This window comes from Halochromatium sp. (genome assembly GCF_046541315.1).
Lineage (GTDB): Bacteria > Pseudomonadota > Gammaproteobacteria > Chromatiales > Chromatiaceae > Lamprobacter.
Genome location: NZ_JBKHDN010000057.1, coordinates 1 through 14448, shown reverse-complemented (window position 1 = coordinate 14448; position 14448 = coordinate 1). Strand labels below are relative to the sequence as shown.

The 14448-nt window shown below is 65.9% G+C and carries 15 protein-coding genes; 6 read left to right on the top strand and 9 right to left on the bottom strand.

What is annotated here, in order from left to right:
* Positions 1–23: 23 nt before the first annotated feature.
* Together ACLFQI_RS05955 and ACLFQI_RS05950 are read right to left on the bottom strand one after the other, a co-directional pair.
* Positions 24–317, bottom strand: a complete 294-nt coding sequence (locus tag ACLFQI_RS05955) for a Fis family transcriptional regulator (protein ID WP_410757968.1) — start codon at positions 315–317, stop codon at positions 24–26.
* A gap of 536 nt (positions 318–853) precedes the next feature.
* Positions 854–1408, bottom strand: a complete 555-nt coding sequence (locus tag ACLFQI_RS05950; RefSeq protein ID WP_410757964.1) for a hypothetical protein — start codon at positions 1406–1408, stop codon at positions 854–856.
* 329 nt (positions 1409–1737) lie between these two features.
* On the opposite strand from ACLFQI_RS05950, the gene alaC reads away from it, so the two are divergent.
* From alaC to ACLFQI_RS05935, 3 genes are all read left to right on the top strand, one after another.
* Positions 1738–2937, top strand: a complete 1200-nt coding sequence (gene alaC, locus ACLFQI_RS05945; protein ID WP_410757963.1) for an alanine transaminase — start codon at positions 1738–1740, stop codon at positions 2935–2937.
* Positions 2938–3135: 198 nt separating this feature from the next.
* Complete coding sequence (locus ACLFQI_RS05940) at positions 3136–4452, top strand: homoserine dehydrogenase (RefSeq protein WP_410757962.1); 1317 nt, start codon at positions 3136–3138, stop codon at positions 4450–4452.
* Between the two features lie 141 nt (positions 4453–4593).
* Positions 4594–4827: a BolA family protein gene (locus ACLFQI_RS05935; protein WP_410757961.1), complete on the top strand. Its 234-nt coding sequence runs from the start codon at positions 4594–4596 to the stop codon at positions 4825–4827.
* Between the two features lie 137 nt (positions 4828–4964).
* Here ACLFQI_RS05935 and phoR read toward each other — a convergent pair whose 3' ends face one another.
* Together phoR and phoB are read right to left on the bottom strand one after the other, a co-directional pair.
* The gene (gene phoR, locus ACLFQI_RS05930) at positions 4965–6302 is read right to left on the bottom strand and encodes a phosphate regulon sensor histidine kinase PhoR (protein WP_410757960.1); all 1338 of its coding nucleotides are present in this window, start codon (positions 6300–6302) and stop codon (positions 4965–4967) included.
* The gene (gene phoB / locus ACLFQI_RS05925) at positions 6302–6982 is read right to left on the bottom strand and encodes a phosphate regulon transcriptional regulator PhoB (protein ID WP_410757959.1); all 681 of its coding nucleotides are present in this window, start codon (positions 6980–6982) and stop codon (positions 6302–6304) included. Before phoB ends, phoR begins: the two co-directional genes overlap by 1 nt.
* Before the next feature lie 246 nt (positions 6983–7228).
* Between phoB and ACLFQI_RS05920 the strand changes: the two genes are divergently transcribed.
* Positions 7229–7774: an NUDIX hydrolase gene (locus tag ACLFQI_RS05920; protein WP_410757967.1), complete on the top strand. Its 546-nt coding sequence runs from the start codon at positions 7229–7231 to the stop codon at positions 7772–7774.
* Between the two features lie 20 nt (positions 7775–7794).
* Here ACLFQI_RS05920 and ACLFQI_RS05915 read toward each other — a convergent pair whose 3' ends face one another.
* Positions 7795–8841: a M14 family metallopeptidase gene (locus ACLFQI_RS05915; protein ID WP_410757958.1), complete on the bottom strand. Its 1047-nt coding sequence runs from the start codon at positions 8839–8841 to the stop codon at positions 7795–7797.
* Positions 8842–9016: 175 nt separating this feature from the next.
* On the opposite strand from ACLFQI_RS05915, the gene ACLFQI_RS05910 reads away from it, so the two are divergent.
* A complete protein-coding gene (locus ACLFQI_RS05910; RefSeq protein ID WP_410757957.1) occupies positions 9017–9592 on the top strand; it encodes an NnrU family protein in 576 nt (191 codons plus the stop codon).
* Positions 9593–9696: 104 nt separating this feature from the next.
* Here ACLFQI_RS05910 and ACLFQI_RS05905 read toward each other — a convergent pair whose 3' ends face one another.
* Positions 9697–10029 (bottom strand): nitrous oxide-stimulated promoter family protein, encoded by a 333-nt coding sequence (locus ACLFQI_RS05905; RefSeq protein WP_410757956.1) that lies wholly within the window; start codon positions 10027–10029, stop codon positions 9697–9699.
* 35 nt (positions 10030–10064) lie between these two features.
* On the opposite strand from ACLFQI_RS05905, the gene ACLFQI_RS05900 reads away from it, so the two are divergent.
* Positions 10065–10412, top strand: coding sequence for a hypothetical protein (locus ACLFQI_RS05900; RefSeq protein WP_410757955.1), 348 nt, complete (start codon positions 10065–10067; stop codon positions 10410–10412).
* Between the two features lie 93 nt (positions 10413–10505).
* Here ACLFQI_RS05900 and ACLFQI_RS05895 read toward each other — a convergent pair whose 3' ends face one another.
* From ACLFQI_RS05895 to ACLFQI_RS05885, 3 genes are all read right to left on the bottom strand, one after another.
* Positions 10506–11600, bottom strand: a complete 1095-nt coding sequence (locus ACLFQI_RS05895; protein WP_410757954.1) for an ABC transporter ATP-binding protein — start codon at positions 11598–11600, stop codon at positions 10506–10508.
* A 17-nt stretch (positions 11601–11617) separates the two neighbouring features.
* Entirely contained in the window at positions 11618–13240 is a 1623-nt protein-coding gene (locus ACLFQI_RS05890; protein ID WP_410757966.1) for an ABC transporter permease, read from the bottom strand.
* Between the two features lie 185 nt (positions 13241–13425).
* The gene (locus ACLFQI_RS05885; RefSeq protein ID WP_410757965.1) at positions 13426–14442 is read right to left on the bottom strand and encodes a Fe(3+) ABC transporter substrate-binding protein; all 1017 of its coding nucleotides are present in this window, start codon (positions 14440–14442) and stop codon (positions 13426–13428) included.
* Positions 14443–14448 lie beyond the last annotated feature (6 nt).

Here is a 14448-nt window from a genome sequence, read left to right as displayed (position 1 = left end):
GGCGTCTCCGGGTGGGCCGCCGCTCAGGCGCTTGCGACCGGGAGGTTGGCTTGAGCCGTGGGCTGGCGTTGGAGGCGCCGCGCACCGAGCCGACGCAGCTTCGATTTCAGGCTGGCGAATGCCGATTTGATGGATTCCTCGGCCTTCTTCTGGGCCTCGCGGACGATGATCTGCTGCCGCTCCGGGGAGGTGACGATCAGCTCGAAACGGATGCGATGCCCATTGAGTTGATCGAATTCTTCGGCGATGCGGGCCTGAATCTCATAATCGCGGCCGGGGAAACTGGTTTGGATCGCTTGTGCGTGCTGGTTGATCATCCGCTTGATGCGGTTGTCCAAAGCGAGAAAATCTCCAGAAATTCGAACGCTCATTCACTACCTCGTGAGATGGAACCACAGCTGTCTCGTGAGATGGAACCACAGCTGTGCGGCCGACTCGGATGAATCGTCTTCGTGGTGACCAAGACGGCCGTGGGTTCCAATCGGGTCGTCTGGATTGAACGTCGGCGGGTGGGTGTGCGCTGCTCGACGGTTCGCGTTTCTGGGCACGACTTGCCGCGACGTCTGGCTTGATCTTGGGTTTTAAGCATCGGCTCCGGTGCGTGCCTGCAATGCCGATGGCTCGCCGGTTCAGCGGTCGAGTCGGGCGATTGAGCTGTCGCGATGCCTGAGAGATCGCTCATTGCATCGATCCTTGTGGAGCCGGACCGCGCAAGGGGTGGTGCGGTGGCGCTGCATGGGGACTCTCCTTAACCGGCGCGACCATAGCATAAAGTTAGCGCCGCGACACCTGGATTTCCAGTCCACAGCGAGACTCACGCTCAGGCGCATCCGTTCGCGCGCAAGGAAGGCGCTCATTCGAACAGGTCCCGGAAGGCCTTGGCGAAGCGCTTGTAGGCGTCCCAGCCATCCTTGTCCATCACCTGATCGATGACCCAGCGGTTCTCGTCTTGCTCGCCCATCAGTTGTTGGATCTCGAAGCCGAGATGGCGCAGGAAGGGGTAGCTGGGGCCTTCGTCATCGAGCTGGAACTCGGCGTACTCCTCGGAACGGGCGTTCAGCCGCTGCAGGAACGGCGAACCGTAGTCGCCCGCGCCGAGCAGATCTTGGCTGTTGTCCTGCACATGCTCGACGAGTTTCTTGGCGAAGGCCGTGATCAGATCGCGTCGCTGCGTATCATCGAGCAGAGCATGGCTGAGGCGATCGGCGATCTGGATCAGAAAGACCAGATACTCCTGGATCACCTCCAGACGCTGCGCATCGTCGCGGTAGACGAAGCGCTCGCAATGCAGCGAGATCGCCTTGTCGACGGCGATGCGCCAGGCGATGAAGGCCAGGGCGCCGCCGATCTCGCCAAGCGAGCGTTGGTTCTCGTCGTTCCACCAATGGCTCTTGATGCGTAGCGCCATGCCTGACTCCTGGTTCTGTCGACGTTGTTTGCGAGTGGGTTGCTGAGTAAGGTCGGCGCTTGCCGAGGCCAGGGCAAGCCTGGAACGGTTCAAGCGCCACCCCGAGCCGCCGGAGATGGGGCTCGTCTTGCCCCCACAACAGGCTGTCCGGGAGGATCTCTCCGGAGAAGATCTCCCTGGAGAGGATCTCCCCGGCGCGAGCCGTCGTTTGCTCCCTGGCCTCGTCCCCGAGGTCGAGCGGCGACCGGTTCGACGCGGTTCGCTTTTGATCCGCTCGCGTCGGCGGTACACTCTAGGGTTGTTTCCCCCATCTCATCCCCGAGGTCTCCGTGGTCGCCCCGCAGCCGAGTTTCCGCCGTATCGAGCGGCTTCCGCCCTATGTCTTCAATATTGTCAATGAGTTGAAGGCCGCGGCCCGAGCGCGGGGCGAAGATATCATCGACTTCGGCATGGGCAATCCGGATCAGCCGACGCCGCAGCACATCGTCGACAAGCTCGTCGAGGCCGCGCAGCGACGCGATACCCATCGTTATTCGGTCTCGCGCGGCATCCCGCGCCTGCGCCGGGCGATCTCGCGCTGGTATCTGGATCGTTTCGATGTCGAGCTGGACCCGGATAGCGAGGCGATCGTCACCATCGGCTCCAAGGAAGGCCTGGCGCACCTGGCGCTCGCCACCATGGGCGCGGGCGACACGGTGTTGGTGCCGAATCCGGCCTATCCGATCCATCCCTATGGCTTCATCATCGCCGGTGCCGATGTGCGCCATGTCCAGTTGACGCCCGAGGTCGACTTCTTCGAGGAGTTGCGCCGCGCGATCCTGGATTCCTGGCCGCGGCCGAAGATGCTGGTGCTGAACTTCCCCGGCAACCCGACCACCCAGTGCGTCGAGCTGCCGTTCTTCGAGCAGGTGGTCGAGATCGCGCGCGAACATGGGATTTGGGTGGTGCACGACATCGCCTACGCCGATATCGTCTTCGACGGCTACCAGGCCCCGTCGGTGCTGCAGGTGCCGGGGGCCAAGGACATCGCGGTCGAGTTCTTCTCGATGTCGAAGAGCTACAACATGCCGGGCTGGCGGATTGGCTTCATGTGCGGCAATCCGCAGTTGATCGCGGCGCTGGCGCGGATCAAGTCGTACCTGGACTATGGCACCTTCACGCCGATCCAGGTCGCGGCGATCCATGCCCTGGAGTCGCCGCAGGACTGCGTCGCCGAGATCCGCGACATGTACCAGGGCCGTCGCGACTGCCTCTGCGATGGGCTCAACGATGCCGGCTGGCCGGTCGAACGGCCGAAGGCGACCATGTTCGTCTGGGCGCGCATCCCCGAGTCCTATCGCGCGATGGGTTCGCTCGAGTTCTCGAAGAAGCTGCTGCGCGATGCCAAGGTGGCGGTCTCGCCCGGGGTTGGCTTTGGCGATTATGGCGATGATCACGTGCGCTTCAGCCTGATCGAGAACGAGCATCGCACCCGTCAGGCGGTGCGCGGCATCAAGCAGATGTTCCGCGAGGATGCGCGGGCGGGGTAGTCGCTTGAGCCTGACCGCCGCAGCGCCGACCGGGGGCCCGCTGCTTGGGGACGCCGTGAACCCGATCCCTGGGGGCTTGGCGATCGCCGTCCGGGCGATCGACACCCCAAGCAGCGGGCCCCCGGTCGGCGCTGCTCAACCGATGTCTTTCATGCGCGCGGTGTCGCCGTAAGCAGTGTCGAGAACTGAGGAGAGCCTATGGAACCGGTCAAGATCGGTCTGCTGGGATTGGGAACCGTCGGCGGTGGCAGTGTCACCGTCCTGACGCGTAACGCCAACGAGATCGCGCGTCGTGCCGGGCGTGCCATCCGCATCACGCATGCCGCCGCGCGCCAGTACGATCCAGCGCGCATCGAGGGGCTAGAGCGGATCGATCGCATCAGCGACGATGCCTTCGCCGTGGTCGATGATCCCGAGGTCGATATCGTCATCGAACTCATCGGCGGCTACTCGCCAGCGCGCGAGCTGGTGCTGCGGGCGATCGCCAACGGCAAGCACGTGGTCACCGCCAACAAGGCGCTGATCGCGCTGCATGGCAACGAGATCTTCGCCGCCGCTCAGGCCAAGGGCGTGATGGTTGCGTTCGAGGCCGCGGTCGCCGGCGGTATCCCGATCATCAAGGCGCTGCGGGAAGGCCTGGCCGCGAATCGGATCGAGTGGATCGCCGGCATCATCAACGGCACCGGCAATTTCATCCTCAGCGAGATGCGCGACAAGGGCCGGGCCTTTGCCGAGGTGCTCGCCGAGGCGCAGGCGCTCGGCTACGCCGAGGCCGATCCGACCTTCGATGTCGAGGGCATCGATGCCGCGCACAAGCTGACCATCCTCGGCTCGCTCGCCTTCGGCATTCCGCTGCAATTCGACAAGACCTTCACCGAGGGCATCTCGCAGATCGAGCCGCAGGATGTCGCCTTTGCCGCCGAGCTTGGCTATCGCATCAAGCATCTCGGCATCACCCGGCGCACCGCGGCCGGCATCGAGATGCGCGTGCATCCGACGCTGATCCCGCACCGGCGGCTGATCGCCAATGTCGATGGGGTGATGAACGCGGTCCTGGTCAAGGGCGACGCGGTCGGACCGACGCTCTACTACGGCGCCGGCGCCGGCGCCTTGCCGACCGCCTCGGCGGTGGTCGCCGATGTCGTCGATCTGGTGCGCGCGCTGACCACCGACCCGACCAATCGCGTGCCGCATCTGGCGTTCCAGCCCGATGAACTCGCCGATACCCCGGTGCTGCCGATCGCGGCGGTCGAGACCGCTTACTATCTGCGCATCACCGCGCTCGATCGGCCCGGCGTGATGGCCGCCATCGCTGGCATCCTGAGCGAGGAGGGCATCAGTATCGAGGCGATCAAGCAGAAGGAACCGGCGGCCGGCGAGACCTCGGTACCGCTGATCATGCTCACCCATCGCATCGAGGAGGCGGCGATGGATCGCGCCATCGCGCGCATCGAGTCCTTCGACGGCAGTGTCGGCGCGGTGGTGCGCATCCGCATGGAGGGCCTCGAGGGCTGAAGCGCCGCGTGCCGGACGTCCGCGCGCTTCTGGGCTGCTGGCGTTCTTCCCGCGCTTGGATCAAGGCGCGACCAGCCCAAGATTGCCGACACCAGTGAGAACCGGGCCGACCGGCCCACCGATCAGCGAGCAGTCAAGACGATGGAAACCGAAGCAGTCGCAGAATTGATCCGCAATGGCCTTCCGCAAGCCGAGGTCGAGGTCACCGGCGATGGCAGCCACTTCGAGGCCGTGGTGGTCAGTGCGGCCTTCGCCGGCCTGACCCCGATCAAGAAGCAGCGGTTGGTGATGGACACGGTGCGCGCGCAGATCGCCTCTGGCGAACTCCATGCCCTGTCGATCAAGACCCTGACCCCCGAGCAGCAGTCGGCCTAAGCCCCGAGAGGCGAGTGGCGAGTGGCGAGTGGCGGGGAACCGCGCTCGAGGCGGGGCGCGCGGTGGCGCGGGGAGGACGGCTCGACGCGATCGTCGCATCCGTGCATCGGGTGCATCGGGTGCATCGGGGCGACAGGCTATGCGGATGTCGCCGCCCGAAGGCGGCGGCGCTCGAGCTGGGAGGCGGTCAGCGCGATGCCGGGCGGAAAATGGCAGGTAAAGGTGCTGCCCTGACCGGGCTCGCTCGCCACCGCCAAGCGCGCGTCGTGGCGACTCAAGACATGCTTGACGATCGCCAGACCTAGCCCGGTGCCCCCCGAGGCGCGGGAACGCGCCTTGTCCACCCGATAGAAACGTTCGGTCAGGCGCGGGATATGCTCAGGCTCGATTCCCGGGCCATCGTCCTCGACCAGGAAGATCGGTCCGCTGGCGGTGGACGCCCAGACCAGCTGGATGTGGCTGCCGGGCGGCGTGTGCTTCACCGCATTGAAGAGCAGGTTGGAGAAGGCGCTGCGCAGCTCGCTATCCTTGCCGAGCAGCATCAGATCGCTGTCGATATCGATGCTGAAGCGGTGGCGCCCGCCGCTGAGCGCGGAGGCGTCGGCGACGATCTGTTCCAGCTCGCAAGGGACATCGACCGGGGCGATATCGATCGCGTGCTCGTCCATCTCCAACCGTGACAGGGTCAGCAGATCCTCGATGATACTGCGCATGCGCTCGGCCTGATGTTGCATCAGGTTGAGTGGCCGGCGATGGTTCGAGGGCGTCTGGGCCGAATCGATCAGCGTCTCCAGGAAGCCGGTGATCACCGTCAAGGGCGTGCGCAACTCGTGCGAGGCGTTGGCGACGAAGTCGCGCCGGATCAGGTTCAGGTGGAAGATCTTGGTGATATCGCGCCCGACTATCAGGCGTTGCTTCTTGCGCTCGCCGAACGGGGCGACGCGGATGCTGAGCATGAGCGAGCGGTTATGGGCCGGGGCCACCTCGAGCGGACGGGCATACTCGCCGGCGCAGATATAGTCGGCGAGTTCCGGATGCGTGAAGACCTCGAGCAACGGTTTGCCTTCGTCGCGCGGCCAGGACAGGTTCATCAGCACCTGCGCGGCCGGGTTGGCCCATTCGATGCGGCGGTTCTTGTCCAGTACCACCAGCGCATCGGGCACCGAGTTGGCGGCCTCGCGAAAGCGCCGAAAGAAGCGCAGTTGCCGCTTGCGTCCCTTGCGACCGCGTTGCTGGTATTGGCCGATGGCGCGGTAGATGTCGCCCCAGATCCCCTTCGGGAAGGGTGGGACCAGACGATGTTGGCGGCGGATCAGTCGCGCCAGGCGTATCAGATGCCACGCATGTCGCGCCAGCAGCGGGCACAGCACGAGCAGCGTCGCCTCGGCCCAGCCCAGCCCGATGCCGGTCAACGCCACTGCGGCCAGCGCGGCCAGCGTGATCCATCCCAGCTCGTAAACCGAACCCCAGCGCATCATTTGTCCGAGAAACGGTAGCCGACACCACGCACCGTTTGCAGCAGATGTTCGTGGCCGGTCTTCTCGAGCGCCTTGCGCAGCCGGCGGACATGGACATCGACGGTGCGCTCCTCGACATAGACCTGATCGCCCCAGACTTGATCGAGGAGCTGCGAACGGTTGAAGGCGCGATCGGCATGGGTCATGAAGAAGTGCAGCAGCCGATATTCGGTCGGGGCGATATCGATCGCGATGCCATTGGCGCTGACGCGATGGCTGACGTTGTCGATGGTCAGACCGCCGATCTCGGTCTGATCGCGGACCTCGTTGGTCTTGCTGCGGCGCAACACGGCTTTCACGCGCGCCACCATCTCGCGCGGCGAGAAGGGCTTGGTGATGTAATCATCGGCGCCGGTATCCAGCCCTTTGACGCGGTCTTCTTCCTCGCCACGGGCGCTGATCATGATGATCGGCATGTGGCGCGTCTTCGGGCTGTGCTTGAGCTGGGCGGCGAGTTCGAGTCCGGAGCGGCCCGGCAGCATCCAGTCGAGCAGCATCAGGTCGGGTTGTTCGGCGAGCAGCTTGCGGGCCTCGTCGGCATGGCCAGCCTCGAGGACGCGAAAGCCGCCTTCCTCGAGCGCGAAGCGGATGACCTCGCGAATATCGGGCTCATCATCGACGATCATGATGGTTGGCATGGGGGATCCTGCGGCATTGAGACTCAAGGATGCACGGTATTCTATGTCGGTGCGATGACGATCTCGTGACCGCGACCGGCCACTTGGTCGACCTTTGGCCTTTACCTGGAGCGATCGGCTGGTAATATCCTGAATGCTTGGATGCGTTGCTTCTTAGGACAGGATCAGAGATTGAGCGCCGACGAACCCACCGAGCATGCCGCCGACCCTGCGGCTACCCCTGTTGCTGACAAGAGCCGACGCCGGGTGTTTCAAGGCAAGGTCATCGATGTCAGCGTGGAACAGGTTCGCCTCCCCAATGGTCGCTATGTCGATCTGGAGGTCGTGCGCCATCCGGGCGGGGCGGCGGCGGTGGCAATCGATGACCGCCGCCGCGTCTGCCTGCTGCGGCAGTTCCGGCATGTCGCCGGCGGCTGGCTGTGGGAGCTTCCCGCCGGCAAGCGCGATCCCGGCGAGGGGCCGGCGGTCACCGCCGAGCGTGAACTCGCCGAGGAAGCCGGCTTGATGGCGGCGACCTGGGATTCGCTCGGTTGCCTGCACAGCTCGCCGGGCGTCTTTGCCGAGGTCATCCATCTGTTCCTCGCGCGCGGTCTGAGCGAGGTCAATCTCGGCCACGATGTCGACGAGATCATCGAGGTACACTGGATCGCGCTCGATCAGGTGCTCGACTGGTGCCTGAACGGCATCATCACCGATGCCAAGACCCTAGTCGGCCTCTATCGCGCCGCCGCTTTTCTGCGCCATGGCAGCGATACACTCGCGGAAGGTCCGGTGGCGGTGGTCGCCGAGTGAGCGCGGCGCCGGTCGCCGCCTCAGTGACGCGGCGGGATATGCTGGTGGTAGCGCTCCATCAGATAGCAGAGACAATCTTGTCGGATCACCGTGGCATCGGCGGTCAGCATCGACGGCATCGCCGGCACCTGGAGTTTCAGCTCGTCTTGCTCGATGCGGAAGAACTGATCGGTGACGTTGCGACCGTGCTCGTCGCGCACCTCGATCCGCGCCCCCGGGCGTGCCCGCGCAAAGGCGGTGCCGGGCGGTAGCTCGCGAAAGTTGAAGCGCTCGAGTTCCGGCGACAGCACCAACTCGGCCTCGTGCGGCGGAAAGCCGAAGCTGACCTGTTCCGGGATCGTCACCCGCGCGACGGTATGGAAGAGATCGAGATCCTGCGCCGGCAGGGCGTGGTCGGGCAGCTCGCGCAGATGCAGGCAGGCATCGATGAATGCGCGCGCGTGTTCGATGCCGAGACGATCGCCGACCCGCCCGCATTCGAGCGTCACCGCCGGGCAGAGCTGCGCCATGGCCTGCGACTGCACGCCTGTGGGCCGCACGAAATACACCACCGTGCGCGCGAACAGGCGCGCTAGGTGCAGAAAGCGATTGTCGATGCGGTTGATGCAGGCGTAATGCGGATTGCTGCCGGTGTTGTTGTGCAGATCGATGCTGGCGAACAGCCCGCGCCGCTGCATGATGGCAACCACCTCGGCCATCAGCGCTCGCGCCGGCGAGGCGGGTTCCTCGGTGCCCGGCCAGACGCGGTTGAAATCGGGCTGATCCGGCAGATGCCGCGCATTGGCTGCGGCGGCCTGGACATTACCGATGAACAGGCTCAGCGAACGCGGCAGGCGCAACTGTCCGTGGCGCTCGCGATACTGGCCGAGTAAGAGCCGCACCGCGTCCCAGCCGACCGGCTCGTTGCCGTGCATCAACGCCGACACGAACAGCGCCGGCTCGCGCTCACCGGCGAGATGGATCAGCGTCGGCCCCGGCAGCCGCGTGTTGAGGTCGATGCTGTTGAGCTCAAGCAGCCCGGCGGGGAGCTGATCGAGTTCATGCAGGGTGAGTGAAGTCTCGGTCATGCGGGAACGGATCCTGTCGGTTGCGCGGGCGGAGCGGGTGGCGGCGCGGTGCTCGCCCGTAATGCGTTACTCTAGCACCGAAGCGGGCTTGGCAAGGCGACGTCAGTGCCAGGGTGCCAGCGCATTCGGTGCTCAACGGAACGGCTTACTTCATCAACACGCGAGACCTCTTATCATGCTCTGGCTCATCATCGGATTGATCCTCTTCCTCGGCGTGCACTCAGTGGCGATCATCGATGCCGAGTGGCGCGATCGCATGGCGACCCGGCTCGGGCTGGTGGCCTGGAAATCCATCTACGGGCTGATCGCGCTGCTCGGCCTGGTGTTGATCGTCAACGGTTATGGCGAGGCGCGCGACAGCGGCGCGATCGTGCTCTACCAGGCGCCGGTCTGGATGCGCCACATCACGCTGTTGCTGATGCTGCCGGTATTCGTGCTGCTGCTGGCGACCTACCTGCCGGGCCGCATCCAGCGCGCGACCAAGCATCCGATGCTGCTGGCGGTCAAGATCTGGGCATTCGCCCATCTGCTGGCGAACGGAACCCTGGCCGATCTGCTGCTGTTCGGCGGCTTTCTGGCGTGGGCGGTGGCCGATCGCATCTCGCTGAAGCGGCGCGCGCCGATCGCCGTGCCCGGCGCGCCCGGCGGCCGCCTCAACGACGGCATCGCGCTCGGCGGCGGGCTGGTGCTGTACCTGCTGTTCCTGTTCTGGCTGCATCGGGCGCTGTTCGGCGTCGCCCCGCTCGGTTGAGTGCGACCGCTTGCGCGCGGGCAACGCGATCCGCGCCTAAGGCGATTGCCGGAAATCGCCTCAGCGGCTGTCGAATCGGGACGCAGGGGACGATGGACAGCGCCTTAGCGGGCGCGTAGCTTGTCGAGCAGGCGCGAGAACGCGAGCGCCGGGTAGCGCCAGCGCAGGCGGGGCCCGGCATAATCGATGACCGCGAGGATCGCTGGCCGCTGGCTCTTGCTGTAGCAGTCCACCGCGCACTGAGCGCAGGGGGACTTGAGGTCGCCGAACACGCAGTGATCGAGCCGCCGATGCACAGAGCGCAGCAGCCGGTCGCACTCGCCGCAGAGCGGACCCTTGCGGCCAAGCGTATGATGATCCTGGCAGTAGATGGCGAACATCGCGGCGATGGCGCGCTTTTCCCGCCGGATGCGAGGCCCCTTGTTGACCGGACGCATGGCGGCCTGCGTGGCCGGGCGCGACGGCGCTGAGCGTGCCGGGTCTGACCGCAGCGGCGAGCGTGGGGGTTGGACTGGCATCCGCATCTGGCTATTATCGAAAAACCGCACGAAAACGGTTTGATAAATATCAACCAATCCCGCCGCCCGTCTCTACCGAGGGCCGCGCTTCGGCGTGGCTCGACCTCCCATTCGACAGCAACCCCGATGCAAGCACTATGTTTTGGACCAATGTCTTTCTCGCCGCCTCCTTCGTCGCCATGATCGCGATCTTCGTCTGGCTGTTTCGCGATGGCGAGGGCCCCTCGCCAGGTCCCGCGATCATGCGCAAACCCGGTCATGACGGCGACGACGCTCAGGCCAGCGACGATGACAAGCCCTGATACTGGCCCTGATCAGCGAGAATCTGCGCGCCCCGGTTGACGGCCCTGGTTGACGGCGCTGTTTGGCGGCGCTGGTTGACCGCCACGGCGGCCTCAGCCCGCATCGCCCTTCGTGAAAACCACCAGATGCTCGGCCTGCAACTGGAACCCGATGCGCTCGCCAACCTCATGGCAGTGATGGCTCGGCACCAGGCATAGCACCTCGGTGCCGCTATCGAGTCGCAGCGTGTAGAGGAATTCGGCGCCGCGGAAGGCGCGTGCGATGATCGTCGCCTCGCGCGGGCTGTCTTCGTCGTAGAGGATATCGTGCGGGCGGATCAGGACCTCGACCTCGCTCCCGGCCTCGAGAGTCGCCGACAAGGGCGCATCGACCCGGCCGAGTTCGGTGCGCAACTGCCCGGAGTTCATCACCGTCGCCGGCAAGAGCACGCCATGGCCGATGAAATCGGCGATGAAGCGATCCGCCGGTTGGTGATACAGCTCGAAGCCGGTGCCCCATTGGCGCATCCGGCCTTGATCGAGCACGCCGATCTGGTCGGCGATGGCGAAGGCCTCGAACTGATCATGCGTCACCAGGATGGCGGTGATCGCCTCGCGCTTGAGCAGCGCGCGCACCTCGCGCGCGAGTTGTTCGCGCAGCTCCGCGTCCATGCTCGAGAACGGCTCGTCGAGCAAGAGGATGTCCGGACGCGGCGCCATCGCCCGCGCCAGCGCGACCCGCTGCTGCATGCCGCCCGAGAGTTCGTGCGGATAGATGTCGGCGGCCTCGCTCAGCCCGACCAGTTCCAGCAGTTCGTCGACCCGGGTTTGGCGGCGCGGCGCGCTGAACGTGCGCAGGCCGAAGCCGATGTTGCCAGCCACCGAGAGATGCGGAAACAGGGCGAAGTCCTGGAACACCATGCCGATATGGCGATGCTCGGGCGCGAGCGTCCAGTCCGGCTCGGAGATGCGATGGCCACGGATCAGGATGCTGCCGCGCGTCACTGGCTCGAAGCCGGCGATGGCGCGCAACAGCGTGGTCTTGCCGCAGCCGCTGGGGCCGAGCAGACAGCCGATGGTGCCATCCTCGAGGAGGACATCGACATCGCTGACCACAGTGGTCTCGCCGTAGGCGACATCGACCCCGCGCAATTCCAGGCGGGCGGGCGGTTTGGCGTTGAAGCGATTGGTCATGGTCGGGAGGGGCATGCAGTGCCGACGGCCGGTTACCGGCTCGCGCGCGAGCGGGTGATCGAGCGGCTGAGGATGATCACCGGGATCAGGCCGGCGGCGACGATGGTCAAGGCCGCCGGCGCGGAATCGGCCAGACGCTCGTCGGAGGCCAGCTCGTAGGCGCGCACGGCCAGCGTGTTGAAGTTGAACGGGCGCAGGATCAGGGTCGCCGGCAGCTCCTTGAGGACATCGACGAACACCAGCAGCAGGGCGGTGAGCAGACTGCCTTTCAGCATCGGCATGTGGATCTCGTGCAGCACCTGGCCCGGCTTGAGCCCGAGCGAGCGTCCGGCCTCGTCCAGCGAGGGACGGATCTTGCTCAGGCCCGATTCGACCGTTTGCAAGGAGACCGCCAGGAAGCGCACCAGATAGGCGAAGAGCAGCGCTACCAGCGAGCCGCTCAGCAGCAAGCCGGTGGAAACCCCGAAGCTCGCCCGCATCCAACCGTCGAGACTGTTATCGGTCCACGCGAACGAGATCATCACGCCCACCGCGATGACGGTGCCGGGGACCGCGTAGCCCATGCCGGCGGTGCGCACCGCGATGCGCACCGGGCGCGTCGGCAGCAGCCGGCGGCCATAACCGAGTAACAACGCCAGCGCCAGTGCCAGCACCGCCGCGCTGGCGGCAAGCGCGAGGCTGTTCAGCGCTAAGCCGATGAATTCCAGATCGAGGCGCTGCTGGGAGACGGTGATCGCCCAGATCGATAACTGCCCGGCCGGCAGCAGGAAGCCGAGGATGAGCGGGGCCAGGCAAAAGCCGACCGCCGCTGCCGCCTGCCAGCCGTGCAGCGGCAGGCGTCGGAGCGACTGCCGCCGCTGGCTGGTATCGTGATAGCGTGCCGCGCCGCGCGAGTGATGCTCGAGCAGGATGAGCAGGAACACGAAGCCGAGCAGCATGGCCGAGAGCTGGGCGGCGGCGGCCGGATTGCCGAGCCCGAACCAGGTGCGAAAGATGCCGGTGGTAAAGGTGGAGACGCCGAAATACTCAACGGTGCCGTAGTCGGCGAGCGTCTCCATCAGCGCCAGCGAGAGGCCGGCGACGATCGCCGGGCGCGCCAGCGGCAATGCCACCGTGAAGAAGGTGCGCCAGGGACCGTTGCCGAGGGTCCGGCTCACATCGAGCACGCACAGCGACTGGCTCAGGAAGGCCGCGCGCGCGAGCAGATAGACATAGGGGTAGAGCACCAGCGACAGCATGATCGCCGCGCCGGGCAGGGAACGCACCTGCGGAAACCAATACTCGCCCCAGCCCCAGCCGGTCAGCGCGCGCAGGCCGCTCTGCACCGGGCCGGCGAAATCCAGCAGGCCGGTGTAGGTGTAGGCGATGATGTAGGCTGGCATCGCCATCGGCAGCAGCAGCGCCCATTCGAAGACGCCGCGGCCGGGAAACCGGCACATACTCGTCAGCCAGGCGCTGCCGACTCCGCCGACCAGGGTGCCGATCGCGACCACGAGCATGAGCAGCAGCGAGTTGCTCACATAGTCGGCCAGGACCGTGTCGAACAGATGGCCCCAGACCTCGAACGCGGGGACGAACAGGAAGCCGACCACGATCAGGATCGGCAATGCCAGCACCGTGGCGACCAGGATCAGGAGCCAGGGCCAGGCGCGCAGCCAGGCCCGCGCGACGAAGGTGTCGGACCCGACCAGCGCCGAGGTCGGCGCGGTCAGCAGGGCGAAGGTGGAGCGGAGCGAACGCACGGACAAGGGGGCCCTCGGGGTGGGGGTGAGTGCCTATCATAAGCGTCATGAGCGCTCGCGACATCCGCTCCGATCCCATTTTGCGATCGCCTCCCCAGTTACCTCCAGCCAGCCCGATCCATCAGCATCAGGGCCGCGCCGTTCAGCTCGCCGAGTTCGCTCAACTCCAGATCGTCGGCCTCGAAACGCCCCCATGCGGCCAGCACCGGGCTGATCTCGACGCCTTCGCGCACCGGATACTCGCCGTTGACCTCGGCATACCAGGCTTGCGCCTCCGGGCTGACGAGGAACTCGATCAGTGCGACGGCGGCCTCGGGGTGCTCGGCGGCGGCGGTCATCGCGGCGCCACTGACATTGACATGGGTGCCACGGCCGTCGCCGGCGCCGGGCTGGTTGGGCCAGAACACGGCGATCTTCTCGGCGGGTTCCTTTTCGCCTGGATCATCGGAGGTCAGCATTCCGGCGAGATAATAGGTATTGGCAATGGCGATATCGCATTGACCCGCTGCCGCCGCCTTGATTTGGTCGCGATCGCCGCCCTTGGGTGGCCGGGCCATATTGGCGACAATGGCCTCGGCCCAGTCTTGGGCCGCCTCGCTGCCGTTGGCGGCGATGATCGAGGCGACCAGTGACTGGTTGTAGACATTGCTCGAGGAGCGGATGCAGATGCGTTCCCGCCATTGCTCGTTGGCGAGCGCCTCGTAGGTCGAGAGTTCGGCCGGATCGACCTCGCCCTTGACATACATGATCGGCCGCGCGCGCAATGAAAGGCCGACCCAGTGGCCCTCGGGGTCGCGATAGGTCTTCGGCACGGCCTCGGCGATGGTCTCGGAGACGAAGGCCTGGGTCAGGCCGGCGGCCTTGGCGCGGTGCAGATTGCCGGCATCGACGGTCAGCAGCACATCGGCCGGGCTGTTGCGGCCCTCGCTCTGGAGTCGCTGCAACAAGGCGTCGGCCTTGCCGGTGACCAGGTTGACCTCGATCCCGGTTTCAGCGGTGAAGCGATCGAGCAGCGGTTTGATCAAGGCCTCCTTGCGCGCCGAGTAGAGGTTGACCTCCTCGGCGGCGGTGGCCAGAACCGGGGCCGCCGCGAGCGCCAAACAGAGGACGGCCAAACGCGC

Excerpts from the sequence above, each read along its gene's own strand:
- ACLFQI_RS05895 (WP_410757954.1), bottom strand. The coding sequence starts at position 11,600 with ATGCCCCTCCCGACCATGACCAATCGCTTCAACGCCAAACCGCCCGCC.
- ACLFQI_RS05935 (WP_410757961.1), top strand. The coding sequence starts at position 4,594 with ATGGAAACCGAAGCAGTCGCAGAATTGATCCGCAATGGCCTTCCGCAA.
- ACLFQI_RS05910 (WP_410757957.1), top strand. The coding sequence starts at position 9,017 with ATGCTCTGGCTCATCATCGGATTGATCCTCTTCCTCGGCGTGCACTCA.
- ACLFQI_RS05950 (WP_410757964.1), bottom strand. The coding sequence starts at position 1,408 with ATGGCGCTACGCATCAAGAGCCATTGGTGGAACGACGAGAACCAACGC.
- phoR (WP_410757960.1), bottom strand. The coding sequence starts at position 6,302 with ATGCGCTGGGGTTCGGTTTACGAGCTGGGATGGATCACGCTGGCCGCG.
- ACLFQI_RS05915 (WP_410757958.1), bottom strand. The coding sequence starts at position 8,841 with ATGACCGAGACTTCACTCACCCTGCATGAACTCGATCAGCTCCCCGCC.
- ACLFQI_RS05905 (WP_410757956.1), bottom strand. The coding sequence starts at position 10,029 with ATGCGTCCGGTCAACAAGGGGCCTCGCATCCGGCGGGAAAAGCGCGCC.
- ACLFQI_RS05940 (WP_410757962.1), top strand. The coding sequence starts at position 3,136 with ATGGAACCGGTCAAGATCGGTCTGCTGGGATTGGGAACCGTCGGCGGT.
- ACLFQI_RS05955 (WP_410757968.1), bottom strand. The coding sequence starts at position 317 with ATGATCAACCAGCACGCACAAGCGATCCAAACCAGTTTCCCCGGCCGC.
- phoB (WP_410757959.1), bottom strand. The coding sequence starts at position 6,982 with ATGCCAACCATCATGATCGTCGATGATGAGCCCGATATTCGCGAGGTC.